Genomic DNA, 18,733 nt, shown 5'->3' with positions numbered 1-18,733 from the left:
TAAATGGATTACCATCATATTTTTTAAAAAAATATAAGATTGTTTGTTGACATCCAAAAATGAAGATGGTAATATAGCAAAGGTGCTCCTATTAACTGGATACTTTGGAGGATGTCACTTATGTCTTATGAAAAAGTATTGCAGGCAAAAGAAGTAATAATAGGAACTAGGCAAACTGTGAAAGCACTGCAGACAGGAACAACTAAAGAGGTTATTATTGCCAAAGATGCAGACCCGAAAGTAATCGCAAATGTGGCAAGTAAAGCATCTGAAGTAAATGTTCCGGTTCTCTATGTAGACTCCATGAAAAAGCTTGGAAAAGCATGTGGAATTGATGTTGGTGCAGCAGCTGTTGCGATTATCAATTAAAAACTGTTTTTGTAGAACGAATCTACAAAGACTTTGTTTTTTGCAACAAAATGAACCACCTGGATGTGTGGGCTTAAACAAAATAGTGAAGGGAGGACAATTCAATGCCTACAATTAACCAATTAGTGCGCAAGCCTCGTCAAACGAAAGAGGATAAGTCAAAATCACCTGCGCTAAACAAAGGCTATAACAGCTTCAAAAAAGCACAAACAAATGTTTCTTCACCACAAAAACGCGGTGTATGTACTCGTGTTGGTACAATGACTCCGAAAAAACCAAACTCAGCATTACGTAAATATGCTCGTGTACGTTTATCTAACGGGATCGAGGTTAATGCTTATATTCCTGGTATCGGTCATAACCTGCAAGAACACAGCGTTGTTCTAATCCGTGGCGGACGTGTAAAGGACTTACCGGGGGTACGTTACCATATCGTTCGTGGAGCATTAGACACAGCTGGTGTTGCTAACCGTATGCAAAGTCGTTCTAAATACGGTCAAAAGAGACCAAAAGCAGCGAAAAAATAATTTCAATAAAATAAAGAAAAGAATTTTTGAAAGGAGGAACTAATATGCCACGTAAAGGTCCTATAGCAAAAAGAGACGTATTACCGGATCCGATTTACAACTCAAAGCTTGTTAGCAAACTTATTAATAAAATGATGGTTGACGGTAAGAGAGGTAAATCTCAAGCAATTCTTTACTCAGCATTTAATATTATTAGCGAGCGCGCTGGAAAAGAGCCAATGGAAGTTTTCGATCAAGCGCTTAAAAACATCATGCCTGTACTTGAAGTAAAAGCACGCCGTGTCGGCGGATCTAACTACCAAGTACCAGTAGAGGTGCGTCCAGATCGTCGTACAACTCTTGGTCTTCGCTGGTTAGTAAACTACTCTCGTCTACGTGGAGAAAAGACGATGGAAGAGCGTTTAGCTAACGAAATTCTAGATGCTGCTAACAATACTGGAGCATCTGTTAAGAAACGTGAAGACACTCACAAAATGGCAGAAGCTAACAAAGCATTTGCTCACTATCGTTGGTAGGATTTATACCCAATACAAAATATTACTCATACTAGGAAGGAGAAAGACCCAATGGCAAGAGAGTTCTCCTTAGAAAATACTCGTAATATCGGAATCATGGCTCACATCGATGCCGGTAAAACAACAACAACTGAGCGTATTCTTTACTACACAGGAAAAATCCACAAAATCGGTGAAACACACGAAGGTGGAGCCCAGATGGACTGGATGGAGCAAGAGCAGGAGCGCGGAATCACGATTACATCTGCAGCAACAACTGCACAATGGAAAGGTCACCGCGTTAACATCATCGATACACCAGGACACGTAGACTTCACAGTTGAAGTTGAACGTTCACTTCGTGTACTTGATGGTGCAGTTACTGTCCTTGATGCTCAATCTGGGGTAGAACCACAAACCGAAACAGTATGGCGCCAAGCTACAACTTACGGCGTGCCACGTATTGTTTTCGTTAACAAAATGGATAAACTCGGTGCAGATTTCTTATATTCTGTAAAAACTCTACATGATCGTCTACAAGCGAATGCTGCTCCAATTCAATTACCAATCGGTGCTGAAGATGCGTTCAAAGGTATCATTGACTTGGTTGAAATGGATGCTACATTCTACAACAACGATCTTGGAACTGATATTCAAGTTGGAGAAATCCCAGAAGAATATCAAGCTCAAGCCGAAGAATATCGTGAAAAGTTAATTGAAGCAGTAGCTGAACTTGATGAAGAACTAATGGAAAAATACCTTGGTGGAGAAGAAATCACTAAGGCAGAGCTAAAAGCGGCTATCCGTAAAGCAACTCTAAGCGTTGAATTCTATCCAGTAATGTGCGGAACTGCTTTCAAAAACAAAGGTGTTCAAAAAATGCTTGATGCAGCAATCGACTATCTTCCGTCTCCACTGGATATTCCAGCTATTAATGGTGTTAATCCAGATACAGAGGAAGAAACAGAGCGTCACGCAGATGACAGCGAGCCGTTCTCAGCTCTTGCTTTCAAAGTTATGACTGACCCTTATGTTGGTAAACTTACATTCTTCCGTGTTTACTCTGGTACATTGAACTCAGGTTCTTATGTGAAAAACTCAACGAAAGGTAAGCGTGAGCGTGTAGGACGTATTCTGCAAATGCATGCTAACTCTCGTGAAGAGATTTCGATTGTACATGCTGGAGATATCGCAGCGGCTGTAGGTTTGAAAGACACGACTACAGGGGATACACTTTGTGATGAAAAAGCTCCTGTTATCTTAGAATCTATGGAATTCCCAGAGCCAGTTATTCAATTATCTATCGAGCCAAAAACAAAGGCTGACCAAGATAAGATGACAACTGCTCTACAAAAGCTTCAAGAAGAAGATCCGACATTCCGTGCACATACTGACCAGGAAACTGGAGAAGTTATCATTGCTGGTATGGGTGAGCTTCACCTTGATATCCTTGTTGACCGTATGCGTCGTGAATTTAAAGTAGAAGCTAACGTTGGTGCACCACAGGTTGCCTACCGTGAAACTTTCCGTGCTTCAGCGTCAGTTGAAGGTAAATTTGCTCGCCAATCTGGTGGACGCGGACAGTATGGTCATGTTTGGATTGAATTCTCTCCAAACGAAGAAGGTAAAGGCTTTGAATTCGAAAATGGTATTGTCGGTGGGGTTGTTCCTCGTGAATATATCGCTCCTGTACAAGCTGGTCTTGAAGATGCGCTTGATAGAGGAGTCCTTGCTGGCTTCCCATTAGTTGATATTAAGGCTAGATTGTTTGATGGATCTTACCATGATGTTGACTCATCTGAAATGGCGTTTAAGATTGCTGCATCAATGGCATTGAAAAATGCAGCATCTAAATGTAGCCCTGTAATTCTTGAGCCGGTAATGAAGGTTGAAGTTATTATCCCTGAAGAATACATGGGAGATATTATGGGTAACGTTACTTCACGCCGTGGTCGCGTTGAAGGTATGGAAGCTCGCGGCAACGCTCAAGTTGTACGTGCAATGGTTCCGCTATCAGAAATGTTTGGTTACGCTACTTCATTACGTTCAAGCACACAAGGTCGTGGTGTTTTCTCTATGACATTTGATCATTACGAAGAAGTACCAAAATCAATTTCTGAAGAAATCATCAAAAAACATAAAGGTGAATAAAAGTAATTGATTTTACCTTTTTAATCAAGTATAACTACTATTGTAAGCATCATAGCTGCGAGGGGATTTCTCTTCGCGGCTCAAATAATACTTATTTTTTATATATTAAAGGAGGATTTTCCTAATGGCTAAAGCTAAATTTGACCGTTCAAAACCCCATGTTAACATTGGTACAATCGGACACGTTGACCATGGTAAAACTACTTTAACTGCTGCTATCACTACTGTACTTGCAAAGAAAATGGGTGGAGAAGCAAAAGGTTACGACCAAATCGATAACGCTCCAGAAGAAAAAGAGCGTGGAATCACTATCTCAACTTCTCACGTTGAGTACGAAACTGAAAACCGTCACTATGCACACGTTGACTGCCCAGGACACGCTGACTACGTTAAAAACATGATCACTGGTGCTGCTCAAATGGACGGCGGTATCCTAGTAGTATCTGCTGCTGACGGCCCAATGCCACAAACTCGTGAGCACATCCTTCTTTCTCGTCAAGTAGGTGTACCTTTCCTTGTTGTGTTCATGAACAAGTGTGACATGGTTGACGATGAAGAGCTTCTTGAATTAGTAGAAATGGAAGTTCGTGACCTTCTTTCTGAATACGACTTCCCAGGAGATGACATTCCTGTAGTTAAAGGTTCTGCTCTTAAAGCTCTTGAAGGTGAAGCAGAATGGGAAGAAAAAATCATTGAGCTTATGGCTGCTGTTGATGAGTATGTTCCAAACCCAACTCGTGACACTGACAAGCCATTCATGATGCCAGTTGAGGACGTATTCTCAATCACTGGTCGTGGAACTGTTGCTACTGGACGTGTTGAGCGTGGAGTAGTTAAAGTTGGAGACGTTATTGAAATCACTGGTTTCACAGAAGAGCCAAAATCAACTACAGTTACTGGAGTTGAAATGTTCCGTAAATTACTAGACTACGCTGAAGCTGGAGATAACATCGGTGCTCTTCTTCGTGGTGTAGCTCGTGAAGATATCCAACGTGGACAAGTACTTGCTAAGCCAGGTACAATCAAGCCACACACAGTTTTCAAAGCTGAAGTTTACGTATTATCTAAAGAAGAGGGTGGACGTCATACTCCATTCTTCACTAACTACCGTCCTCAGTTCTACTTCCGTACAACTGACGTAACTGGTATTTGTAATCTTCCTGAAGGCGTAGAAATGGTTATGCCTGGAGATAACATTGAAATGCACGTTGAGCTTATCGCACCAATCGCTATCGAAGAAGGAACTAAGTTCTCTATTCGTGAAGGTGGACGTACAGTAGGCGCTGGCGTTGTTGCTACAATCGTTGAATAATTAATGATAGAAACCAGGTGGGTGACGATCCATCTGGTTTTTTATTTTGCTTTATAGAGAATAAGGAAATAGTACTGTTTCTTCTATATATGTACTATGAAGTAAATATTGATGTTTTTATATGACTAGAAAAATGATTTATGTAATTATTGGATTCCCGAAGACTCACTTGAAAATTAGAATGAATGCCGCTATAATAATACGAGTGTGAAAGACATCTAGAAATTGCATTATTTAGTGTTGCAATTGACTTGTGTTTTCTGTATAATAGACAATGTTGGTCTTTGACTGCGATGAAGTGAAAGGTTGCTGACACACCCGGCCGCTTTGCCATGGCGAGTGTGTGGGAAATTTTCACGGAGAATGTCTATTTTAAAATAGGCGAAAAGGAGGGAAAATAATGGCAAAACAAAAAATTCGTATTCGTTTAAAAGCGTATGATCACAGAATCCTTGATCAATCTGCTGAAAAGATTGTTGAGACTGCAAAACGTTCTGGTGCGGCTGTATCTGGCCCGATTCCATTACCGACTGAAAAGTCTATCTACACAATCCTTCGTGCGGTTCATAAGTACAAAGATTCTCGTGAGCAGTTCGAAATGCGTACGCACAAACGTCTAATCGACATCGTTAACCCAACACCACAAACGGTAGATTCACTAATGCGTTTAGATTTACCATCAGGTGTAGATATCGAAATCAAACTTTAATGAAATAAATTTAACTTAACTATCTAGGAGGTGTGACTGAAATGACCAAAGGAATCTTAGGAAGAAAGATTGGTATGACTCAAGTGTTCGCTGAAAACGGTGATCTTATCCCGGTAACAGTAGTTGAGGCAGCTGCAAACGTTGTTCTTCAAAAGAAATCAGTTGAAACTGACGGCTACGAAGCAATCCAAATCGGATTTGACGACAAACGTGAGAAGCTATCTAACAAACCTGAAAAGGGCCATGTTGCTAAAGCTAACACTGCTCCTAAGCGCTTCGTTCGCGAATTACGCGGAGTGAATTTAGGAGAATATGAAGTTGGTCAAGAAGTCAAAGTTGATATTTTCGCAGCAGGTGAAACTGTTGATGTAACAGGAATCTCAAAAGGTAAAGGTTTCCAAGGTGCAATTAAACGCCACGGACAATCCCGCGGACCAATGTCTCACGGTTCACGTTACCACCGTCGTGTTGGTTCAATGGGACCTGTTGCTCCAAACCGTGTATTCAAAGGTAAATTATTACCAGGACGTATGGGCGGAGAGCAAGTTACAGTACAAAACCTTGAAATTGTAAAAGTTGACGTTGAACGTAACCTATTATTAATTAAAGGTAATGTACCTGGAGCTAAAAAATCTTTATTAAAAATCAAAAGTGCGGTAAAAGCATAGTAATAAGTCGGAAAGGAGGAAATAAGAATGCCGAAAGTAGCATTATTTAACCAAAGCGGTTCTCAAGTTGGTGAAATTGAGCTTAATGATACGATCTTTGGTATCGAGCCTAATAACCACGTTCTATTTGAAGCGGTTGTTATGCAAAGAGCTTCTTTACGTCAAGGAACTCACAAAACTAAAATCAGATCTGAAGTAGCAGGCGGCGGTCGCAAGCCATGGCGCCAAAAAGGCACTGGCCGTGCTCGTCAAGGTTCTATCCGCTCACCACAATGGCGTGGCGGTGGTACTGTGTTTGGTCCTGTTCCACGTAGCTACAGCTACAAGCTTCCTAAGAAGGTTCGTCGCTTAGCGATCAAATCAGCATTATCTTCTAAAGTGTTAGCAGAAAACATTTTAGTATTAGAAAGCCTTGCTTTCGAAACTCCAAAAACAAAAGACTTTAAAGGTGTTTTAAAAGGTCTTTCTATTGAATCCAAAGCACTTATTGTAACAGCTGACCTTGATGAAAACGTAGCATTATCTGCTCGTAACATTCCTGGTGTAACTGTTGTAACTGCTACAGGAATCAACGTTCTGGACGTTTTAAATCATGATAAATTAATCATGACGAAAGCAGCAGTTGAAAAAGTAGAGGAGGTGCTTGCATAATGGATGCACGCGATATCATTAAGCGCCCCGTAATTACTGAAGCTTCTTCTGATTTAATGGCCGATAAAAAATATACGTTTGAAGTTGACGTTAGAGCTAATAAAACTCAAGTTAAAGATGCTGTAGAAACTATCTTCGGTGTTAAAGTTGAGAAAGTAAACGTTATGAACTACAAAGGTAAATTCAAGCGTATGGGACGTTTTGGTGGATACACAAACAAACGTCGTAAAGCAATTGTTAAATTAACAGCTGACAGCAAAGAAATCGAATTCTTTGAAGTTTAATATTAATTGAAGAGGAGGGAATAAAATGGCGATTAAAAAGTATAAACCTACCTCTAACGGTCGTCGCGGCATGACAGGTTTCACTTTCGAAGAAATCACTACTGATAAACCCGAAAAATCCCTGTTAGCTCCATTGAATAAAAAAGCAGGCCGCAACAACCAAGGTAAGATAACTGTTCGTCATCAAGCCGGCGGTCATAAACGCCAGTATCGTATTATCGACTTTAAACGTAACAAAGATGGCATTCCAGGACGCGTTGCTACGATCGAGTACGATCCAAACCGTTCATCAAGAATTGCTCTAATTAACTATGTAGATGGTGAAAAGCGCTACATCCTAGCTCCTAAAAACCTAGAAGTAGGTATGGAAGTAATGTCTGGTCCAGAGGCTGACATTAAAGTGGGTAACGCTCTGCCATTAATAAACATTCCAATGGGTACTGTAATCCATAACATCGAGTTAAAACCTGGTAAAGGTGGACAATTAGTCCGTTCTGCAGGAACTTCTGCTCAAGTTCTTGGTAAAGAAGGTAAATATGTTCTTGTACGCCTAAACTCTGGCGAAGTACGTATGATCCTCGCTACTTGCCGTGCAACTATCGGTCAAGTAGGTAACGAGCAACATGAGCTTATTAACATCGGTAAAGCTGGACGTTCCCGCTGGTTAGGTAAGCGCCCAGCAGTTCGTGGATCCGTAATGAACCCTAACGATCACCCACACGGTGGTGGTGAAGGACGTTCACCAATCGGACGTAAGTCTCCAATGACTCCTTGGGGCAAACCAACACTTGGTTTCAAAACACGCAAAAAATCAAACAAGTCGGATAAGTTTATTGTTCGTCGCCGTAAAAAATAACGGGATTGCCCTACGGTTCACGTATGGAACCGTAGATCAATCGCGAAGGGAGGTTCACTCATGGGTCGCAGCTTAAAAAAAGGACCTTTTGTTGATGATCATTTAATGACAAAGATCGAAAAGCTAAATGAAACTGATGGCAAACAAGTTATCAAAACTTGGTCTCGCCGTTCTACGATCTTCCCGCAATTCATCGGACACACAATTGCAGTTTACGATGGTCGTAAACACGTTCCTGTATATGTCACTGAAGACATGGTAGGCCACAAGCTTGGAGAATTTGCTCCAACACGCGCTTACAAAGGGCATGGCAATGATGATAAGAAAACAAGACGTTAATGAGAGGAGGGCATTCTTATGCAAGCTAAAGCTGTTGCAAGAACAGTTCGTATTGCTCCTCGTAAAGCTCGTTTAGTCGTAGATTTAATTCGAGGAAAGCAAGTAGGTGAAGCAGTAGCAATTTTGAACTTAACTCCAAAAGCTGCTTCTCCAATCGTAGAGAAGGTTTTGAAATCTGCATTAGCAAACGCTGAGCACAACTACGAAATGGACGTTAACAATTTAGTGGTTGCTCAAGCTTTCGTTGACGAAGGACCAACACTTAAACGTTTCCGTCCTCGTGCAATGGGCCGTGCAAGCCAAATTAACAAACGTACTAGTCATATTACTATCGTTTTATCAGAAAAGAAGGAGGGATAATCAGTGGGTCAAAAAGTAAATCCAGTCGGTTTGCGTATCGGTGTTATCCGTGATTGGGAATCAAAATGGTACGCAGGCAAAGACTATGCTGATCTTTTACACGAAGACCTTAAAGTTCGTGAGTACATCACAAAGCGTCTGAAGGATGCTTCTGTATCAAAAGTAGAAATCGAACGTGCAGCTAATCGTCTAAACATCACTATTCACACTGCCAAGCCAGGAATGGTTATTGGTAAAGGTGGTACTGAAGTTGAAGCACTTCGTAAAGCTCTTAACTCACTTACTGGCAAACGTGTACACATCAATATTCTTGAAATCAAAAAAGCTGATATCGATGCGAAATTAGTTGCGGAAAACATTGCTCGTCAATTAGAAAACCGCGTATCTTTCCGTCGTGCTCAAAAACAAACTATTCAACGTGCAATGCGCGCTGGTGCGAAAGGTATCAAAACAATGGTATCTGGACGCTTAGGCGGTGCTGATATCGCTCGTTCTGAATCTTACAGCGAAGGAACAGTTCCACTTCATACTCTTCGTGCTGATATCGATTATGCGACAGCTGAAGCTGATACAACTTACGGTAAGCTTGGTGTGAAAGTATGGATTTATCGTGGAGAGGTCCTTCCTACGAAGAAGAAATCTGAGGAAGGAGGCAAATAATATGTTACTGCCTAAACGCGTAAAATATCGTCGTGTGCACCGTGGAAATATGCGCGGTCAATCAAAAGGCGGCACAGAAGTGAATTTCGGTGAATTCGGTCTACAGGCTACTGAAGCTTCATGGATCACGAACCGTCAAATTGAATCAGCTCGTATCGCTATGACTCGTTACATGAAACGTGGCGGTAAAGTTTGGATTCAAATATTCCCTCATAAGCCATACACTGCCAAGCCTCTAGAAGTCCGAATGGGTTCCGGTAAGGGTGCTCCTGAAGGATGGGTAGCAGTTGTTAAGCCTGGGAAAGTAATGTTCGAAATTGCAGGTGTTTCTGAAGAAATCGCTCGTGAAGCTCTTCGACTTGCTGCACACAAGCTTCCGCTTAAGTGTAAGTTTGTAAAACGAGAAGAAATTGGTGGTGAATCAAATGAAAGCTAATGATATTCGTGACCTTACCACTGCCGAAATTGAACAAAAAGTCAAATCATTAAAAGAAGAATTATTCAATCTTCGCTTTCAGTTAGCGACTGGCCAGCTTGAGAATACAGCTCGTATTCGTGAAGTGCGCAAATCAATCGCTCGTATGAAAACAGTGATTCGTGAAAGAGAAATTGGTTTTTCAAAGTGAAATTGAGAGGAGGTTCGCACAATGAGTGAACGCAACCAACGCAAAGTTTACACTGGGCGTGTTGTTTCAGACAAAATGGATAAGACCGTTACTGTCCTTGTTGAAACTTACAAAAAGCACCCTTTATACGGTAAACGCGTTAAGTACTCTAAAAAATTCAAAGCTCATGATGAGCAAAATACAGCGAAAACTGGCGATATTGTCCGTATTATGGAAACTCGTCCGCTTTCAGCTACAAAACGCTTCCGTCTTGTAGAAGTAGTAGAAAAAGCAGTTATTATCTAATTGTTCGGAAAAGAGTTAATTCCGAAGGGAGGTTACACACATGATTCAACAGGAATCACGTTTGAAAGTTGCAGACAACTCTGGTGCTCGTGAAGTACTTACAATTAAAGTTCTTGGTGGCACTGGCCGCAAATACGCTAACATCGGTGATATTATCGTTTGTACAGTGAAACAAGCAACACCAGGTGGCGTTGTTAAAAAAGGTGATGTTGTTAAAGCAGTAGTTGTTCGGACAAAGAGCGGTGTACGCCGTAATGACGGTACTTACATTCGTTTTGATGAAAACGCATGTGTAATTATTCGTGACGATAAGGGTCCTCGTGGTACTCGTATCTTCGGACCTGTTGCTCGTGAACTACGCGACAGCAACTTCATGAAAATTATTTCTTTAGCTCCAGAAGTTCTATAATTAAAACTAAATTGCCTTTAAGGAGGTGCTTACTGATGCATGTGAAAAAAGGTGACAAAGTTATGGTCATCTCTGGTAAGGATAAAGGCAAAACGGGTGTCATTCTTGCAGCGTTCCCTAAACAAGACCGAGTACTTGTTGAAGGAGTAAACATTGTGAAAAAACATTCCAAGCCATCCCAAGTGAATCCGCAAGGCGGAATCATTAGCCAAGAGGCTCCGATTCATGTGTCAAACGTTATGCCTATCGACCCTAAGTCTGGCAACCCAACACGGGTAGGCTATAAAACGGTTGATGGCAAAAAAGTACGTGTAGCAACAAAATCCGGTGAAGTTCTAGATAAATAGTTTATAGAAGAAGGGAGGTACAATGAATGAGCCGCCTAAAAGAAAAGTATACAAAAGAAATTACTCCTGCTCTTATGAGCAAGTTCAACTATAAATCAATTATGCAAGTACCTGCGATTGATAAAATCGTTATCAACATGGGTGTTGGTGATGCTGTTCAAAACGCTAAAGCACTAGACAATGCGGTTGAGGAATTAGCGCTAATTGCTGGTCAAAAACCAGTTGTTACTCGTGCAAAAAACTCTATCGCTGGATTCCGTCTTCGTGAAGGTATGCCGATCGGTGCGAAAGTTACTCTTCGTGGAAAGCGTATGTATGAGTTCTTTGATAAGTTAGTCTCTGTATCACTTCCACGTGTACGTGACTTCCGCGGTATTTCCAAGAAGTCTTTTGACGGACGTGGAAACTATACTTTAGGTGTAAAAGAGCAGTTAATCTTCCCTGAGATTGATTACGATAAAGTAAACAAAGTTCGTGGTATGGATATTGTTATCGTAACTACAGCTAATACTGATGAAGAAGCTCGTGAACTTTTAACTCAATTTGGAATGCCGTTCCAAAAGTAATCGCTAAATAGAGGGAGGCGAAAACGTGGCTAAAAAGTCAATGATTGCGAAACAAAAACGCACGCCTAAATATAAGGTACAAGAATACACACGCTGCGAACGTTGCGGACGTCCACATTCTGTTTACCGTAAATTTAAGCTTTGCCGTATCTGTTTCCGTGAATTAGCATATAAAGGTCAAATTCCTGGCGTGAAAAAAGCTAGCTGGTAAACCTATAGGTTTAGGAAGGAGGTAAAAACAATGGTCATGACAGATCCAATTGCAGATTTGCTAACTCGCATCCGTAATGCGAATATGGTACGTCACGAAAAATTAGAAGTTCCTGCTTCTAATATCAAAAAAGAAATCGCTGATATCCTTAAGCGTGAAGGTTTCGTACGCGATGTTGAGTTTATTGAAGACAACAAACAAGGGATCATCCGCATTTTCTTAAAATACGGTTCTAATAACGAACGTGTAATCACTGGTCTAAAGCGTATTAGCAAACCTGGACTTCGTGTATATGCAAAAGCTGATGAAGTTCCACGTGTACTTAACGGCCTTGGAATTGCTCTAGTTTCTACTTCTCAAGGAGTTCTTTCTGATAAAGAAGCTCGTGCAAAACAAGTTGGCGGAGAAGTTTTAGCATACGTTTGGTAATAGACTTTCTTAATGAATGGAGGTGCAATAAATGTCTCGTATAGGTAAAAAACCAATTGAAGTTCCAACTGGTGTTACAATTAACATCGATAGTAAAAACACAGTTACAGTAAAGGGTCCTAAAGGTGAACTTACTCGTTCATTCAGCCCGGACATGACGATCCAACTGGAAGAGAATGTACTAACTGTTTCTCGTCCATCTGAATCGAAAGAACACCGTACTTTACACGGTACAACTCGTGCATTACTTTCTAACATGGTTGAAGGTGTATCCAAAGGTTTTGAAAAAGGTCTTGAGCTAATCGGGGTCGGATACCGTGCTCAAAAGCAAGGTACTAAACTTGTACTAAACGTAGGGTACTCTCATCCTGTTGAAATTGAACCTGAAGCTGGCGTGGAAGTAGAAGTTCCATCTAACACAAAGGTTATCGTTAAAGGAATCAACAAAGAACGTGTTGGTGCTTTAGCGGCTAACATTCGTGATGTTCGTCCTCCAGAGCCTTACAAAGGAAAAGGTATCCGCTATGAAGGCGAATATGTGCGTCGTAAAGAAGGTAAAACTGGTAAGTAATGCCGCATAGGTAAACGAAAGGAGTGACTTAAATGATTACGAAGGCTGACAAAAATGCAGTTCGTAAGAAAAGACATGGCCGTGTACGCGCTAAACTTTCTGGAACTGAAGCTCGTCCTCGTTTAAACGTGTTCCGCTCTAATAAGCATATTTATGCTCAATTAGTTGACGATGTAAAGGGAGTTACTTTAGCAAGTGCTTCTACTTTAGATAAAGAAGTAAGTCTAGAATCTGCAGGCAACGTTGATGCAGCAGTTAAGGTCGGAGAATTAGTTGCAAAGCGTGCAGTTGAAAAAGGAATCAAAGCTGTCGTATTTGACCGTGGAGGTTACCTCTATCATGGCCGCGTAAAAGCATTAGCTGATGCTGCTCGCGAAAACGGTTTAGAATTTTAATAGACAAAGGAGGGACACAAAAAGATGCGTCGTATTGATCCAAACAAACTTGAACTTGAAGAACGCGTAGTTACGGTTAATCGTGTAGCGAAGGTTGTTAAAGGTGGACGTCGTTTTCGTTTCTCTGCTCTTGTAGTAGTAGGTGACAAAAACGGTCATGTCGGCTTTGGTACTGGTAAAGCACAAGAAGTACCAGAAGCAATCCGTAAAGCGATTGAAGATGCTAAGAAAAACTTAATCGAAGTACCAATGGTTGGAACAACGATTCCTCACCAAGTTATTGGTAACTTCGGTGCAGGGGAAGTACTTCTAAAGCCTGCATATGAAGGTACTGGAGTTATCGCTGGTGGACCAGTTCGTGCGGTACTTGAATTAGCTGGTGTTGGTGATATTCTTTCTAAATCTTTAGGAACAAACACACCAATCAACATGGTTCGAGCTACTTTGAACGGTTTAACACAATTAAAACGTGCTGAGGACGTAGCTAAATTACGTGGTAAATCAGTAGAAGAACTGTTAGGATAAGGAGGGAAATCAAATGGCGAATAAACTAGAAATTACCCTCACTCGCAGCGTGATTGGCCGCCCAGGGGACCAACGCGAAACAGTTAAAGCTCTTGGCTTACGTAAAATGCACCAAACAGTTGAGCATCAAGACAATCCGGCTATTCGCGGAATGATCAATAAAGTTGCTCACCTTGTTACGGTAAAAGAAATATAATATTCACTCTTCTACAAAATAAGGAGGTGCCAACATGAAACTTCATGAATTAAAGCCTGCAGAAGGTTCACGCGGGGAGCGTAAACGCAAAGGCCGTGGAATCGGTTCTGGTAATGGTAAAACTGCTGGTAAAGGTCATAAAGGTCAAAATGCTCGTTCTGGCGGCGGTGTACGCCCTGGATTCGAGGGTGGTCAAACACCTTTATTCCAACGTTTACCAAAACGTGGTTTTACAAACATTAACCGTAAGGAATATGCGGTAGTGAACCTTGATGCTCTAAATCGTTTTGAAGAAGGAACGGAAGTAACTCCTGAACTTCTTATCGAAACAGGTGTAGTAAGCAACGAAAAAGCAGGAATCAAGATTCTTGCAAAAGGCAAAGTTGAGAAAAAGCTTACTGTTAAAGCTCATAAATTCTCCTCTGCTGCAAAGGAAGCGATTGAAGCTGCCGGCGGTCAAACTGAGGTGATTTAATGTTTCAGACAATCTCCAATTTTATGCGCGTGGGTGATATAAGAAGAAAGATCATATTCACCCTTTTAATGCTGGTTGTATTCCGCATCGGTACATTTATACCGGTACCAGGCGTGAATGCGGAGTTTTTGAAGTCACAGGACCAATTTAATGTATTTGGACTTCTAAATACATTTGGCGGCGGAGCACTAATGAATTTCTCCATACTGGCAATGGGAATCATGCCGTATATCACGGCATCCATTATCATTCAGTTATTACAAATGGATGTTGTTCCTAAGTTTACTGAATGGTCAAAGCAAGGAGAAGTGGGACGCCGAAAGTTAGCTCAGTTTACCCGCTATTTTACAATTGTGCTTGGTTTCATCCAAGGCTTTGGTATGTCCTATGGGTTTAATAACCTAGCAGGTGGGCAGTTAATTGAAAATCCAGGTATTGGAAGTTATCTTCTAATTACAACTGTATTAACGGCTGGAACTGCATTCTTAATGTGGTTAGGTGAACAAATTACTTCTAAAGGTGTAGGGAATGGAATCTCTATTATCATCTTTGCTGGGATCGTAGCTGGTATTCCATCAACGATTAACCAAATCTACGCTCAGCAATTTGAAAATGCTGGAGAGCAGCTATTCCTTCGCATCGTTACAGTCGTATTAATTGTTGTTGCTGTTGTTGCTATCATTGTAGGTACCATTTTTATTCAGCAGGCTTTAAGGAAAATTCCTATTCAGTATGCAAAAAGAATGGTAGCAGGCAAAAGCCCTGTTGGAGGTCAATCCTCACACTTACCTTTAAAAGTAAACGCTGCTGGTGTTATTCCGGTTATCTTCGCTGTTTCTTTTATCGTTACTCCTAGAACAATTGCCTCGTTCTTCGAGCAAAATGATGTAACACTCTGGATTCAACGAGTATTTGATTACTCACATCCAATTGGTATGGTAGTGTACAGTGCTCTTATCATTGCCTTTACTTATTTCTACGCTTTCATTCAAGTGAATCCGGAACAGGTTTCTGATAACTTGAAGAAGCAAGGTGGATATATTCCTGGTATTCGTCCAGGAAAGAATACGCAAGAGTATTTAACACGCGTTCTATACCGTTTAACATTTGTAGGTGCCATCTTCCTAACAGCTATTGCGATCTTACCAGTTCTATTCATTAATATTGCTGGATTGCCGGAATCAGCTCAAATCGGTGGAACTAGCTTACTCATTGTTGTCGGTGTTGCACTAGAAACGATGAAGCAGCTAGAGGCTCAGCTTGTTAAACGTCACTATAAAGGCTTTATTAAATAATTTGGTTTTTAGGGAACCATGGAGGTCCCTAAAAGCCAATCAGATTTAGGGGGATTTCACATGAACCTAGTATTAATGGGGCTCCCTGGTGCCGGAAAAGGTACACAAGCAGAAAAGATTGTCGCTAAATACGGCATCCCTCATATCTCTACTGGAGATATGTTCCGTGCAGCCATTAAGGATGAAACGGAACTTGGCCTTCAGGCGAAATCATTCATGGACAAAGGCGAACTTGTTCCTGATGAGGTTACTATTGGTATTGTCCGCGAAAGATTATCCAAGGATGACTGCCAGAATGGCTTCCTGCTCGATGGCTTTCCTAGAACTGTTGCTCAAGCAGAAGCATTAGAAAACATCCTTGTGGGATTAAATAAACAGATTAACTACGTGATTAATATTGATGTTGATAATAGTATTCTTATGGATCGCCTAACTGGCCGTCGCATCTGTAAAGATTGCGGTGCTACTTATCATCTTGTTTTCAATCCTCCTGCAAAAGAGGGAGTATGCGATCGCTGCGACGGAGAGCTGTATCAGCGTGCTGATGATAATGAGGATACTGTGAAGAATCGCTTAGATGTTAATATTAAGCAAACAAAACCACTGCTCGATTTTTATGAAACAAAAGGCTATTTGCGCAATATTGATGGGCAGCAGGAAATAGATAAAGTATTTTCTGATGTAGATCAATTACTCGAGGGCTTGCAATAATGATCATTTGCAAAACACCGCGTGAAATTGAAATCATGCGCGAGGCTGGAAAAATTGTAGCACTTACTCATGAAGAACTGAAAAAACATATTGCACCCGGCATTACAACTTTAGAGCTAGATGCAATTGCAGAAAAGTTTATTCGAAAACATGATGCAATACCATCCTTTAAAGGTTATAATGGCTTTCGCGGCAGCGTTTGTGCTTCAGTTAACAATGAGCTTGTCCATGGCATTCCTAGTAATCGGGTATTAAAGAATGGCGATATTATTAGCGTTGATATCGGTGCTAAATATAACGGTTATCATGGTGATTCAGCTTGGACGTATCCGGTAGGTTCAATTGATAAGGAGACTCAGACACTTCTTGATGTGACCGAGGAATCTTTATATAAGGGCCTTATGGAAGCAAAACCAGGTGTACGTCTGTCGAACATCTCACATGCGATTCAAACGTATGCGGAATCATTTGGTTTTTCCATTGTACGTGAGTATGTGGGTCATGGAATCGGGCAAGACTTACATGAGGATCCGCAAATTCCTCATTATGGTCCCCCAGATAAGGGCCCGCGTTTAAAACCAGGAATGGTTCTTTGTATTGAACCCATGGTGAATGCAGGAAGCCGATATGTGAAAACGTTAGAAGACAATTGGACAGTTGTAACGGTTGACGGAAAAATGTGTGCCCATTTTGAGCATACAATTGCGATCACCGACACAGGCTATGAGATTCTTACCAAAGTTTAAGCCAGGTTGTAATCTCGCAGTCCATGCAATTTGTTCTACTTTTAGTCAAACCGTATTGGTTCTTTGCGGACTTGATGCTATCGATGTGATATAATATTAAGGTTGTTGTATGGCCTATAATTTTTTAAGACTGATGATGATTTTTTAATCTTCATCTTAAGAATAAACCAGACTGCATCTGTAATTTCATTGATCAAGCATCTCCAGAAGTTCAGGAAGATTACAAGAATCCGGTTGTGTAATGGATGCAATACACTTTGACTATTATGTTAAAGTGAAGAAATGAATTCGTATATATTTGAAAAAGGGGGACTTGTTCGATGGCGAAAGACGATGTAATTGAAATAGAAGGTACTGTTGTTGACACTTTGCCAAATGCCATGTTTAAAGTAGAATTAGAGAATGGTCATACTGTACTAGCTCATGTTTCTGGAAAAATTCGTATGCACTTCATTCGAATTCTGCCAGGAGATAAGGTAACAGTTGAGCTTTCTCCATATGACTTAACACGCGGAAGAATCACTTATCGTTTTAAATAACCACTGCACTCCGTACTACTAAGGAGGTTAGGATAATGAAAGTAAGACCATCAGTTAAGCCAATCTGCGAAAAGTGTAAAGTTATCCGCAGACGTGGCAAAGTTATGGTTATCTGTGAAAACCCTAAACATAAACAAAAACAAGGCTAAAAACAAGGAGGTGCGCAAAGAATGGCACGTATTGCTGGTGTAGATATTCCACGTGAAAAACGTGTAGTAATCTCATTAACTTACATCTATGGGATTGGTAAAGAAACAGCTAAGAAAGTTTTATCAGAGGCTGGTGTTTCTGAAGATACTCGTGTTCGTGATTTAACAGAAGACGAATTAAATAAAATCCGTGAAGTCATCGATAAATTAAAAGTTGAAGGTGACCTTCGTCGTGAAGTATCACTTAACATCAAGCGTTTAATGGAAATCGGCTGCTACCGCGGTCTTCGTCACCGTCGTGGTTTACCTGTTCGTGGACAAAATACTAAGAACAATGCTCGTACACGCAAAGGTCCTCGTAAGACTGTAGCGAACAAGAAGAAATAATCAGTAAAGGAGGTACTTTAAATGGCACGTAAAACTAATACACGCAAACGCCGTGTGAAAAAGAATATTGAACAAGGTGTTGCTCACATTCGTTCTACTTTCAATAACACAATTGTAACTATTACAGACGCTCATGGGAATGCACTTTCATGGTCAAGCGCTGGCGCATTAGGGTTTAAAGGTTCTCGTAAATCTACTCCTTTCGCAGCTCAAATGGCAGCAGAAACTGCAGCGAAGTCTTCTATGGAGCATGGAATGAAAACTCTAGAAGTAACTGTTAAAGGACCTGGTGCAGGCCGTGAAGCTGCAATTCGTGCACTTCAAGCTGCTGGTTTAGAAGTTACTGCAATTAGAGACGTAACTCCAGTTCCTCATAATGGATGCCGTCCACCAAAACGTCGCCGCGTTTAATTTTTCTGTATAAATTTTGTATCCTTGTCTATAATGGGATATGATGGAAAATTTTCTTGCTTTTATACAGACTATTATTC

General features: G+C 40.9%; 33 protein-coding genes. All 33 read left to right on the top strand.

Features of this window, described 5'->3' with window-relative positions; genetic code table 11:
- Nucleotides 1-120 precede the first annotated feature (120 nt).
- The 33 genes from V7164_RS03390 (at nucleotide 121) to rpsK (ending at nucleotide 18,653) form a co-directional block, all read left to right on the top strand.
- The gene (locus V7164_RS03390; protein WP_335346158.1) at nucleotides 121-369 is read left to right on the top strand and encodes a 50S ribosomal protein L7ae-like protein; all 249 of its coding nucleotides are present in this window, start codon (nucleotides 121-123) and stop codon (nucleotides 367-369) included.
- 104 nt (nucleotides 370-473) lie between these two features.
- Complete coding sequence (gene rpsL, locus V7164_RS03385) at nucleotides 474-896, top strand: 30S ribosomal protein S12 (protein WP_335346159.1); 423 nt, start codon at nucleotides 474-476, stop codon at nucleotides 894-896.
- A gap of 44 nt (nucleotides 897-940) precedes the next feature.
- Nucleotides 941-1,411, top strand: coding sequence for a 30S ribosomal protein S7 (gene rpsG / locus V7164_RS03380; RefSeq protein ID WP_315666869.1), 471 nt, complete (start codon nucleotides 941-943; stop codon nucleotides 1,409-1,411).
- 51 nt (nucleotides 1,412-1,462) lie between these two features.
- Nucleotides 1,463-3,541 (top strand): elongation factor G, encoded by a 2,079-nt coding sequence (gene fusA, locus V7164_RS03375; protein WP_335346160.1) that lies wholly within the window; start codon nucleotides 1,463-1,465, stop codon nucleotides 3,539-3,541.
- Nucleotides 3,542-3,665: 124 nt separating this feature from the next.
- Entirely contained in the window at nucleotides 3,666-4,853 is a 1,188-nt protein-coding gene (tuf, locus tag V7164_RS03370) for an elongation factor Tu (protein WP_335346161.1), read from the top strand.
- Between the two features lie 400 nt (nucleotides 4,854-5,253).
- Nucleotides 5,254-5,562 (top strand): 30S ribosomal protein S10, encoded by a 309-nt coding sequence (rpsJ, locus tag V7164_RS03365; protein ID WP_009336571.1) that lies wholly within the window; start codon nucleotides 5,254-5,256, stop codon nucleotides 5,560-5,562.
- Nucleotides 5,563-5,603: 41 nt separating this feature from the next.
- A complete protein-coding gene (gene rplC, locus V7164_RS03360) occupies nucleotides 5,604-6,230 on the top strand; it encodes a 50S ribosomal protein L3 (RefSeq protein ID WP_335353383.1) in 627 nt (208 codons plus the stop codon).
- Nucleotides 6,231-6,257: 27 nt separating this feature from the next.
- Nucleotides 6,258-6,881, top strand: coding sequence for a 50S ribosomal protein L4 (rplD, locus tag V7164_RS03355; protein ID WP_315666873.1), 624 nt, complete (start codon nucleotides 6,258-6,260; stop codon nucleotides 6,879-6,881).
- Nucleotides 6,878-7,165: a 50S ribosomal protein L23 gene (gene rplW, locus V7164_RS03350; protein ID WP_315668898.1), complete on the top strand. Its 288-nt coding sequence runs from the start codon at nucleotides 6,878-6,880 to the stop codon at nucleotides 7,163-7,165. Before rplD ends, rplW begins: the two co-directional genes overlap by 4 nt.
- Before the next feature lie 25 nt (nucleotides 7,166-7,190).
- Nucleotides 7,191-8,021 carry a 50S ribosomal protein L2 gene (rplB, locus tag V7164_RS03345; RefSeq protein WP_066301520.1) on the top strand — a complete coding sequence of 277 codons (831 nt, stop codon included), beginning with the start codon at nucleotides 7,191-7,193 and terminating at the stop codon, nucleotides 8,019-8,021.
- Nucleotides 8,022-8,081: 60 nt separating this feature from the next.
- Complete coding sequence (gene rpsS, locus V7164_RS03340) at nucleotides 8,082-8,360, top strand: 30S ribosomal protein S19 (RefSeq protein ID WP_066301517.1); 279 nt, start codon at nucleotides 8,082-8,084, stop codon at nucleotides 8,358-8,360.
- Between the two features lie 18 nt (nucleotides 8,361-8,378).
- The gene (gene rplV, locus V7164_RS03335) at nucleotides 8,379-8,720 is read left to right on the top strand and encodes a 50S ribosomal protein L22 (RefSeq protein WP_009336582.1); all 342 of its coding nucleotides are present in this window, start codon (nucleotides 8,379-8,381) and stop codon (nucleotides 8,718-8,720) included.
- A 3-nt stretch (nucleotides 8,721-8,723) separates the two neighbouring features.
- A complete protein-coding gene (rpsC, locus tag V7164_RS03330; protein WP_335343879.1) occupies nucleotides 8,724-9,380 on the top strand; it encodes a 30S ribosomal protein S3 in 657 nt (218 codons plus the stop codon).
- Between the two features lies 1 nt (nucleotide 9,381).
- Complete coding sequence (rplP, locus tag V7164_RS03325; protein ID WP_335353382.1) at nucleotides 9,382-9,816, top strand: 50S ribosomal protein L16; 435 nt, start codon at nucleotides 9,382-9,384, stop codon at nucleotides 9,814-9,816.
- A complete protein-coding gene (gene rpmC, locus V7164_RS03320) occupies nucleotides 9,806-10,006 on the top strand; it encodes a 50S ribosomal protein L29 (protein WP_057776544.1) in 201 nt (66 codons plus the stop codon). Before rplP ends, rpmC begins: the two co-directional genes overlap by 11 nt.
- Before the next feature lie 21 nt (nucleotides 10,007-10,027).
- Nucleotides 10,028-10,291 (top strand): 30S ribosomal protein S17, encoded by a 264-nt coding sequence (gene rpsQ / locus V7164_RS03315; protein ID WP_066301504.1) that lies wholly within the window; start codon nucleotides 10,028-10,030, stop codon nucleotides 10,289-10,291.
- Nucleotides 10,292-10,331: 40 nt separating this feature from the next.
- The gene (gene rplN, locus V7164_RS03310) at nucleotides 10,332-10,700 is read left to right on the top strand and encodes a 50S ribosomal protein L14 (protein ID WP_066301501.1); all 369 of its coding nucleotides are present in this window, start codon (nucleotides 10,332-10,334) and stop codon (nucleotides 10,698-10,700) included.
- Nucleotides 10,701-10,735: 35 nt separating this feature from the next.
- Nucleotides 10,736-11,047, top strand: coding sequence for a 50S ribosomal protein L24 (rplX, locus tag V7164_RS03305; protein ID WP_335343881.1), 312 nt, complete (start codon nucleotides 10,736-10,738; stop codon nucleotides 11,045-11,047).
- Between the two features lie 26 nt (nucleotides 11,048-11,073).
- A complete protein-coding gene (rplE, locus tag V7164_RS03300) occupies nucleotides 11,074-11,613 on the top strand; it encodes a 50S ribosomal protein L5 (RefSeq protein ID WP_335343882.1) in 540 nt (179 codons plus the stop codon).
- Nucleotides 11,614-11,638: 25 nt separating this feature from the next.
- Nucleotides 11,639-11,824: a 30S ribosomal protein S14 gene (gene rpsN / locus V7164_RS03295; protein WP_009499044.1), complete on the top strand. Its 186-nt coding sequence runs from the start codon at nucleotides 11,639-11,641 to the stop codon at nucleotides 11,822-11,824.
- Nucleotides 11,825-11,854: 30 nt separating this feature from the next.
- On the top strand, nucleotides 11,855-12,253 hold the full coding sequence (gene rpsH / locus V7164_RS03290) for a 30S ribosomal protein S8 (RefSeq protein WP_066301490.1): 399 nt from the start codon (nucleotides 11,855-11,857) through the stop codon (nucleotides 12,251-12,253).
- A gap of 31 nt (nucleotides 12,254-12,284) precedes the next feature.
- Entirely contained in the window at nucleotides 12,285-12,824 is a 540-nt protein-coding gene (gene rplF / locus V7164_RS03285) for a 50S ribosomal protein L6 (RefSeq protein ID WP_335343883.1), read from the top strand.
- A gap of 32 nt (nucleotides 12,825-12,856) precedes the next feature.
- Entirely contained in the window at nucleotides 12,857-13,219 is a 363-nt protein-coding gene (rplR, locus tag V7164_RS03280) for a 50S ribosomal protein L18 (protein WP_335343884.1), read from the top strand.
- A gap of 24 nt (nucleotides 13,220-13,243) precedes the next feature.
- Nucleotides 13,244-13,744: a 30S ribosomal protein S5 gene (rpsE, locus tag V7164_RS03275; protein WP_057776552.1), complete on the top strand. Its 501-nt coding sequence runs from the start codon at nucleotides 13,244-13,246 to the stop codon at nucleotides 13,742-13,744.
- 13 nt (nucleotides 13,745-13,757) lie between these two features.
- A complete protein-coding gene (rpmD, locus tag V7164_RS03270; protein WP_066301482.1) occupies nucleotides 13,758-13,940 on the top strand; it encodes a 50S ribosomal protein L30 in 183 nt (60 codons plus the stop codon).
- A 34-nt stretch (nucleotides 13,941-13,974) separates the two neighbouring features.
- A complete protein-coding gene (gene rplO / locus V7164_RS03265; protein ID WP_066301477.1) occupies nucleotides 13,975-14,415 on the top strand; it encodes a 50S ribosomal protein L15 in 441 nt (146 codons plus the stop codon).
- A complete protein-coding gene (secY, locus tag V7164_RS03260; protein WP_335343885.1) occupies nucleotides 14,415-15,710 on the top strand; it encodes a preprotein translocase subunit SecY in 1,296 nt (431 codons plus the stop codon). The genes rplO and secY overlap by 1 nt, the downstream gene beginning before the upstream one ends.
- Nucleotides 15,711-15,770: 60 nt before the next feature.
- Nucleotides 15,771-16,421 (top strand): adenylate kinase, encoded by a 651-nt coding sequence (locus V7164_RS03255; protein ID WP_335343886.1) that lies wholly within the window; start codon nucleotides 15,771-15,773, stop codon nucleotides 16,419-16,421.
- A complete protein-coding gene (gene map, locus V7164_RS03250; RefSeq protein WP_335343887.1) occupies nucleotides 16,421-17,167 on the top strand; it encodes a type I methionyl aminopeptidase in 747 nt (248 codons plus the stop codon). Before V7164_RS03255 ends, map begins: the two co-directional genes overlap by 1 nt.
- Nucleotides 17,168-17,487: 320 nt before the next feature.
- Nucleotides 17,488-17,706 (top strand): translation initiation factor IF-1, encoded by a 219-nt coding sequence (infA, locus tag V7164_RS03245; protein WP_009336604.1) that lies wholly within the window; start codon nucleotides 17,488-17,490, stop codon nucleotides 17,704-17,706.
- Between the two features lie 35 nt (nucleotides 17,707-17,741).
- Nucleotides 17,742-17,855: a 50S ribosomal protein L36 gene (gene rpmJ / locus V7164_RS03240; RefSeq protein ID WP_000868344.1), complete on the top strand. Its 114-nt coding sequence runs from the start codon at nucleotides 17,742-17,744 to the stop codon at nucleotides 17,853-17,855.
- A gap of 21 nt (nucleotides 17,856-17,876) precedes the next feature.
- Nucleotides 17,877-18,242: a 30S ribosomal protein S13 gene (rpsM, locus tag V7164_RS03235; RefSeq protein WP_066301463.1), complete on the top strand. Its 366-nt coding sequence runs from the start codon at nucleotides 17,877-17,879 to the stop codon at nucleotides 18,240-18,242.
- A gap of 21 nt (nucleotides 18,243-18,263) precedes the next feature.
- Entirely contained in the window at nucleotides 18,264-18,653 is a 390-nt protein-coding gene (gene rpsK / locus V7164_RS03230) for a 30S ribosomal protein S11 (protein WP_151537137.1), read from the top strand.
- The last annotated feature ends 80 nt before the right edge of the window (nucleotides 18,654-18,733 follow it).

The organism is Bacillus sp. JJ1474 (genome assembly GCF_036965225.1).
Taxonomy (GTDB): domain Bacteria; phylum Bacillota; class Bacilli; order Bacillales; family Cytobacillaceae; genus Cytobacillus.
The sequence above is the reverse complement of the archived record's forward strand: the minus strand, read 5'-3'. Positions and strand labels throughout refer to the sequence as shown.